Annotated in this window: 1 protein-coding gene; it reads left to right on the top strand. The window is 73.0% G+C overall.

From position 1 onward, the window contains the following. Positions 1–45: 45 nt before the first annotated feature. On the top strand, positions 46–6390 hold the full coding sequence (locus tag AB0M48_RS00180) for a type I polyketide synthase (protein ID WP_363834602.1): 6345 nt from the start codon (positions 46–48) through the stop codon (positions 6388–6390). The last annotated feature ends 22 nt before the right edge of the window (positions 6391–6412 follow it).

Here is a 6412-nt window from a genome sequence, read left to right as displayed (position 1 = left end):
TGGTGGCAGCGTCCACACAGGACGCTGCCGCAAGGAGGAATCGGCATGACCAGCGACGACCGGACGCTCGACTACTTGAAGCGGTTGACGACCGAGCTCCGCGACACCAGGCGCCGCCTGGACGCGGTGCAGGAGAGCGCGTCCGAGCCGCTGGCCGTCATCGGGATGGCCTGCCGCTATCCCGGCGGGATCGCCTCGCCGGAGGACCTGTGGCGACTGGTGGAACGGGGCGGCGACGGCGTGACCAGTTTCCCGGACAACCGGGGCTGGGACGTCGGCTCGCTGCACCACCCCGACCCGGACCACCGCGGCACCACGTACACCACCGCGGGCGGGTTCCTGCACGACGCGGACCGGTTCGACGCGGAGCTGTTCGGGATCTCGCCGCGGGAGGCGCTGGCCATGGACCCGCAGCAGCGCCTGCTGCTCGAGGTCGTGTGGGAAGCGCTGGAACGCGCCGGAATCGCCCCCGCCTCGCTGAGGGGAAGCGCTACCGGGGTGTTCGCCGGCGCGATGCGCACGGAGTACGTGTCCGGGTTGACGTCGGTGTCCGAGGACGTCGAGGGATTCGTGGGCACCGGCTCGTCCAACAGCGTGCTGTCCGGCCGGGTGTCCTACACGTTCGGCCTGGAAGGGCCGGCGGTGACCATCGACACCGCGTGTTCGTCCTCTTTGGTCGCACTGCACCTGGCCGGGCAGGCCCTGCGCACCGGCGAGTGCTCACTGGCCCTGGTCGGCGGGGTCACGGTGATGTCCACGCCGGAGACGTTCGTCGAGTTCTCCCGCCAGCGCGGGCTGGCCGTCGACGGACGCTGCAAGGCTTTCGCCGCCGCGGCCGACGGCACGGGGTGGTCCGAGGGCGCCGGTGTGCTGTTGCTGGAACGGTTGTCCGACGCCCGCCGCAACGGGCACCGCGTTCTCGCGATCGTCCGCGGTTCGGCCGTCAACCAGGACGGAGCCTCCAACGGGCTGACCGCTCCCAGCGGCCCGTCCCAGCAACGGGTGATCCGCCAGGCGCTGGCGAACGCCCGGCTGTCCACATCGGACGTGGACCTCGTCGAGGCGCACGGCACGGGCACCCGGCTCGGTGATCCGATCGAGGCGCAGGCGTTGCTCGCCACCTACGGCCAGGACCGAGACGAGCCGCTGTACCTGGGATCCATCAAGTCCAACATCGGTCACTCCCAGGCGGCCGCCGGAGTCGCCGGAATCATCAAGGTCGTCGAGGCCATGAAGCACGGGGTGCTGCCCCGCACGCTCCACGTCGACGAGCCGTCGCCCCACGTCGACTGGACGGCGGGCGCCGTGGAACTGCTCACCGGCGAGCGCCCCTGGCCCGCCGTCGACCGGCCCCGCCGCGCCGCGGTGTCGTCGTTCGGCCTGAGCGGCACCAACGCCCACGTCATCCTCGAACAGGTCCTGGAGGAACAGGAGAACGTCGAACGGACGCCTCCGGCGGTGGTGCCGTGGGTGTTGTCCGCCAAGAACGAGAGCGGCCTGCGAGCCCAGGCGTCCCGCGTCCTCGACGCCGCGGGCGGGGCCGATCCGCTCGACGTCGCCTGCTCGCTCGCGACCACCCGGTCCACGCTCGACCGGCGGGCCGCGGTCATCGGCTCGACCCGTGCCGACCTCGTGGCCGGTCTGACCGCGCTGGCGGAGGGGTCGCCCTCGCCCGCCGTCGTCACGGGCACCCCGCTGATCGGCCGCACGGCGTTCCTGTTCACCGGGCAGAGCAGCCAGCGCTGCGGCATGGGCGGTGAGCTCTACCAAGCCTTTCCCGCCTACGCCGAGGCGTTCGACGCGGTGGTGGCGGCGATGGACGAGCACCTGGACCGGTCGCTCGCCGGCGTGGTCTTCGGCGACGACCAGGACCTGCTCGACCGGATGAGCTACCTGCAACCGGCCCTGTTCGCCGTCGAGGTCGCGCTGTTCCGGCTGCTGGAGTCCTGGGGCGTGCGTCCCGACTTCGTCGCCGGACACTCCATCGGCGAGCTCACCGCCGCGCACGTGGCCGGTGTCTGGACGCTGCCGGACGCGGCGAAGATGGTCGCCGCACGCGGCAGGCTCATGGAGGCGCTGCCCGCCGGCGGTGCCATGGTCAGCGTCCAGGCTTCAGAGGAAGAGGTTCGCGCCGCGCTCATCGACGGTGTCGAGATCGGTGCGGTCAACGGTCCGGACGCGGTGGTGTTGTCCGGCGACGAGAACGCGGTCCTCGCGGTGGCGGAGTCGTTCGCCGAACGGGGCCGCAAGACCAAGCGGCTGCGCATGACGCATGCGTGCCATTCGGCGCGGATGGACGACATGCTCGCCGAGTTCACCGCGGTCGCCCAGAGCGTCTCCTACGGTGCCGCGAGCATTCCGGTGGTGTCCAACGTGACCGGCAAGCTGGCCGGCACCGACGAGGTCACCGCGCCGGGGTACTGGCCGCGGCACGTCCGCCAGTCCGTCCGGTTCGCGGACTCGATCACCTGGCTTCGCTCCGAGGGCGTCTCGAAGTTCGTCGAACTGGGACCCGACTCGGTGCTGACCGCCATGCTCGCCCGCGTTCTGCCCGACGAGGACGTGCTCGCCGTACCGATGTTGCGCAGCGGCCGTTCCGAGCCGGTGACGGCGACGACCGCCCTCGCCGCGCTGCACGTGCGCGGCGGGCGCGTGGACTGGCGGACGTTCTACGAAGGCACCGGTGCTCGTGCGGTCGAGTTGCCCACCTACGCGTTCCAGCACGACAGCTACTGGCTGAAGTCCGCGGCCAGCGCGGGAGATCCGGCCGGACTGGGCCTGGCCGACGCCCGTCACCCGTTGCTGGGTGCGTCGGTGGCACTGGCCGACGAGTCCGGGATCATCCTCACCGGCAGGGTCTCGCTCTCCACCCACCCGTGGCTCGCGGACCACGTCGTCGCGGGCACCACGATCCTGCCGGGAGCGGCGCTGGTCGAGCTGGCGCTCCGCGCGGGCGACGAGGCCGGGTGCCCGCACCTGGAGGAGCTCACCCTGCACGAGCCGGTGTTCCTGGACGGTCCGCGCGACCTGCAGGTCGTGCTGGCCGCGCCGGACGACTCGGGCCGCCGGTCGGTGTCCCTGCACTCCCGCACCGGTGAGGGGACCTGGGCCCAGCACGCCTCCGGCACGCTGACCCCGTCCGTCGCGGCACCGGACTTCGACCTCGCCGAGTGGCCCCCGCGCGGCGCCGCCGCCGTCGACCTGGGCGACGTGTACGAGGCCTTCGCCCGCAACGGCCTGGAGTACGGGACGGTGTTCCGCGGTCTGCGGGCGGCCTGGCGCCTCGGGGACGAGGTCTACGCGGAGCTGCGGCTGCCCGAGGAAGGCGAGGCGCAGCAGGACGCGGAGAAGTTCGGCCTGCACCCGGCACTGCTCGACGCCTGTCTGCACGCCATCGGTCTCACGGCGGACGAGGACTCCGGTCCTCGGGTTCCCTACCTGTGGCAGAACGTCGCACTGCACGCGATCGGTGCCACCACTTTGCGGCTGCGGCTGACCCCCGGCCAGTCGGACGCGGTCACGCTCCTGGTCGCGGACGGCGTCGGCGCACCGGTGGCCACCATCGGTGCGCTCCTGCTGCGCCAGATCAGCGCCGACCAGTTCAGGACGGCCGAACCGGGTGGCCTGGACTCGCTCTTCCACCTCGACTGGACACCGCTCGCCGTCTCCGGTGAGCACGACGTCGAGTGGGCCTTCGCCGACGACCTGGACGACGAGGTCCCGCCCCCGCCGGTCGTCGTGCTCCCGGTCCACACGGGAGCCGCCGACGCGGCGGGCACCGCGCTGGCGGAGACGAACAGGGTCCTCGCCGTGCTCCAGCGGTGGAACGCCGAGGAGCGCCTGCACCGCACCACCCTGGTCGTGCTCACCCGCGACGCGGCCGGCACGGACCAGCCCGACCCGGCGGCCGCCGCGGTCTGGGGCCTGGTGCGCTCGGCCCAGTCCGAGCACCCCGGCCGGTACGTGCTGATCGACACCGACGCCGAGCCGACCTCCGCACACCTGGCGGCGGCCCTGTCCACCGGCGAGCCGCAGCTGCTGCTGCGCGGCGGTGAGCTCGCCGCGCCGCGCCTGGCCTCGCTGCCGGCGGCGGACGAGCTCGTCGTTCCGGCCGGCCCGGCCTGGCGACTGGGCATGACCGGCCGCGGCACCGTGGACAACCTGCGCCTGGAGCCGTACCCGCAGGCACTGGAACCGCTGGCGGCCAACGACGTCCGGATCGCCGTCGCCGCGGCGGGCCTGAACTTCCGCGACGTGCTCAACGTGCTCGGCATGTTCGACGGCGAGCCCGGCCCCCTCGGCAACGAGGTGGCGGGCGTGGTGGTCGAGGTCGGGTCCGGGGTGACGGACCTGGCGGTCGGCGAGGCCGTGATGGGCGTGGCGGCCGGTGGTGTCGGCACGGTCACCGTCGCGCCCCGCGCCTACGTGACGCGGGTTCCCGACGGCTGGTCGTTCGAGACCGCGGCCTCGGTCCCGCTGGTGTTCCTGACCGCCTACTACGGGCTCAAGGAGCTGGCCGGGCTCAGCGCGGGCGAGTCGGTGCTGATCCACGCGGGCGCCGGCGGCGTCGGCATGGCCGCCGTGCAGATCGCCCGGCACCTCGGCGCGGAGGTCTACGCCACCGCAAGCGCCGGCAAGCAGCACGTGCTGCGCGAGGCCGGGCTCGACGACGGCCACATCGCCGACTCCCGCACGCTCGACTTCGAGAAGCACTTCACGACCACCAGCGATGGGCGCGGCGTCGACGTCGTGCTGGACGCGCTGACCGGTGAGTTCGTCGACGCCTCGCTGCGGCTGCTGCCGCGCGGCGGCCGGTTCATGGAGATGGGCAAGGCCGGGCTGCGCGATCCGGGCGAGGTCGCCGCGGCGCATCCCGGAGTCCTCTACCGGCCCTTCGACCTGATCGAGGCCGAGCTGGAACTGCTCTCCCGGATGTGGGCCGAGGTGGTCGAGCTGTTCGACCGCGGTGTGCTCACGCCGTTGCCGACGCGCGTCTGGGACGTGCGGCGGGCCCCGGAGGCGTTCCGCTACCTGAGCCAGGCCAAGCACATCGGCAAGCTGGTGCTGACGATCCCGCGGGGTCCCGAGCCGGATGGCACCGTGCTGATCACCGGCGGTACCGGTGACCTCGGAGGCGTGCTCGCCAGGCACCTGGTGACCGAGCACGGTGTCCGGCACCTGGTCCTGGCCAGCCGCCGCGGTCCGGACGCGCCGGGCGCCGCCGAGCTGGCTGCCGACCTGACCGGCCTGGGCGCCTCGGTCACCGTCGTCGCCTGCGATCTCGCCTCCCGCGACGCCGTGGCGGACCTGCTCGGCGCCATCCCGGCCCGGCACCCGCTGACCGGTGTCGTGCACGCGGCGGGCGTTCTCGACGACGGCCTGGTCGACGCGCTCACCCCGGAGCGGGTGGACCGCGTCTTCGGACCCAAGGTCCTCGCCGCGGGCCATCTGCACGAGCTGACCCGGCACCTGCCACTGCGCTGGTTCGTCCTGTTCTCCTCGGCCGCCGGGGTGCTGGGCAACGCGGGACAGGCCAACTACGCCGCGGCCAACAGCTTCCTCGACGCCCTGGCCGCCCGTCGCCGCGGTGAAGGTCTGGCCGCCCACTCGATCGCGTGGGGCCTGTGGGCGGGCGGCATGGGCGGCCGGCTCGGCGAGGAGGGCGAGGAACGCCTGCGCCGCAGCGGTTTCCCGCCGATCACGTCCTCCGAGGGCATGGCGATGTTCGACATCGCCGTCGGTACCGCGCACCCGGTCCTGCTCGCGCTGAGGGTCGACCGCGCCACGGTCCGCGCCCACGCCTCGGACACGTCCATGTCCCCGTTGCTGCGCAGCCTGGTCGGCGCATCCGGCCGCGTGCGGGCCAGGGCGGCCACCGCGCAGCAGGACGGTGAGCTGCTGCGCAAGCTCGCCGAGCTGACCGCGGCTCAGCGGGAGGAGTTCTTGCTCGACCTGGTCCGGCGGGAGGCCGCACTGGTCCTGGGCAGGACGGGCGCGGACAGCGTCGAGCCCGCCCGCGGTTTCAGCGACCTCGGGTTCGACTCGCTGACGTCGGTCGAGTTCCGCAACCGCCTGAGCGCCGCCACCGGGCTGCGGCTGTCCTCCACGCTGGTCTTCGACTACCCCAGCCCGGCCGCGCTGGCCGCGTTCCTGCACACCGAACTGGCCGGTGCCGCCGAACCGGCGGGCATCGCGCTGATCGAGCAGATAGGCCGGCTGGAGGCGATGCTCGCCGGCGCCGATCCGGACGACATCGAGGTCGACCGGCGTCTGCAGCGCCTGCTGTCCGCCTGGACGGCCAAGCGCTCGGACTCCTCCGGAAGCGATCTCGACACCGCGACCCCGGACACCATCCTCGCGCTGATCGACCACGAGTTCGGCACGCGCTGACCTGCCACGGCCGTCATAGGAG

The sequence above is a fragment of the Lentzea sp. NPDC051208 genome, assembly GCF_040682435.1.
Lineage (GTDB): Bacteria > Actinomycetota > Actinomycetes > Mycobacteriales > Pseudonocardiaceae > Lentzea > Lentzea kristufekii.
This window is presented reverse-complemented; position numbering and strand designations above follow the sequence as displayed.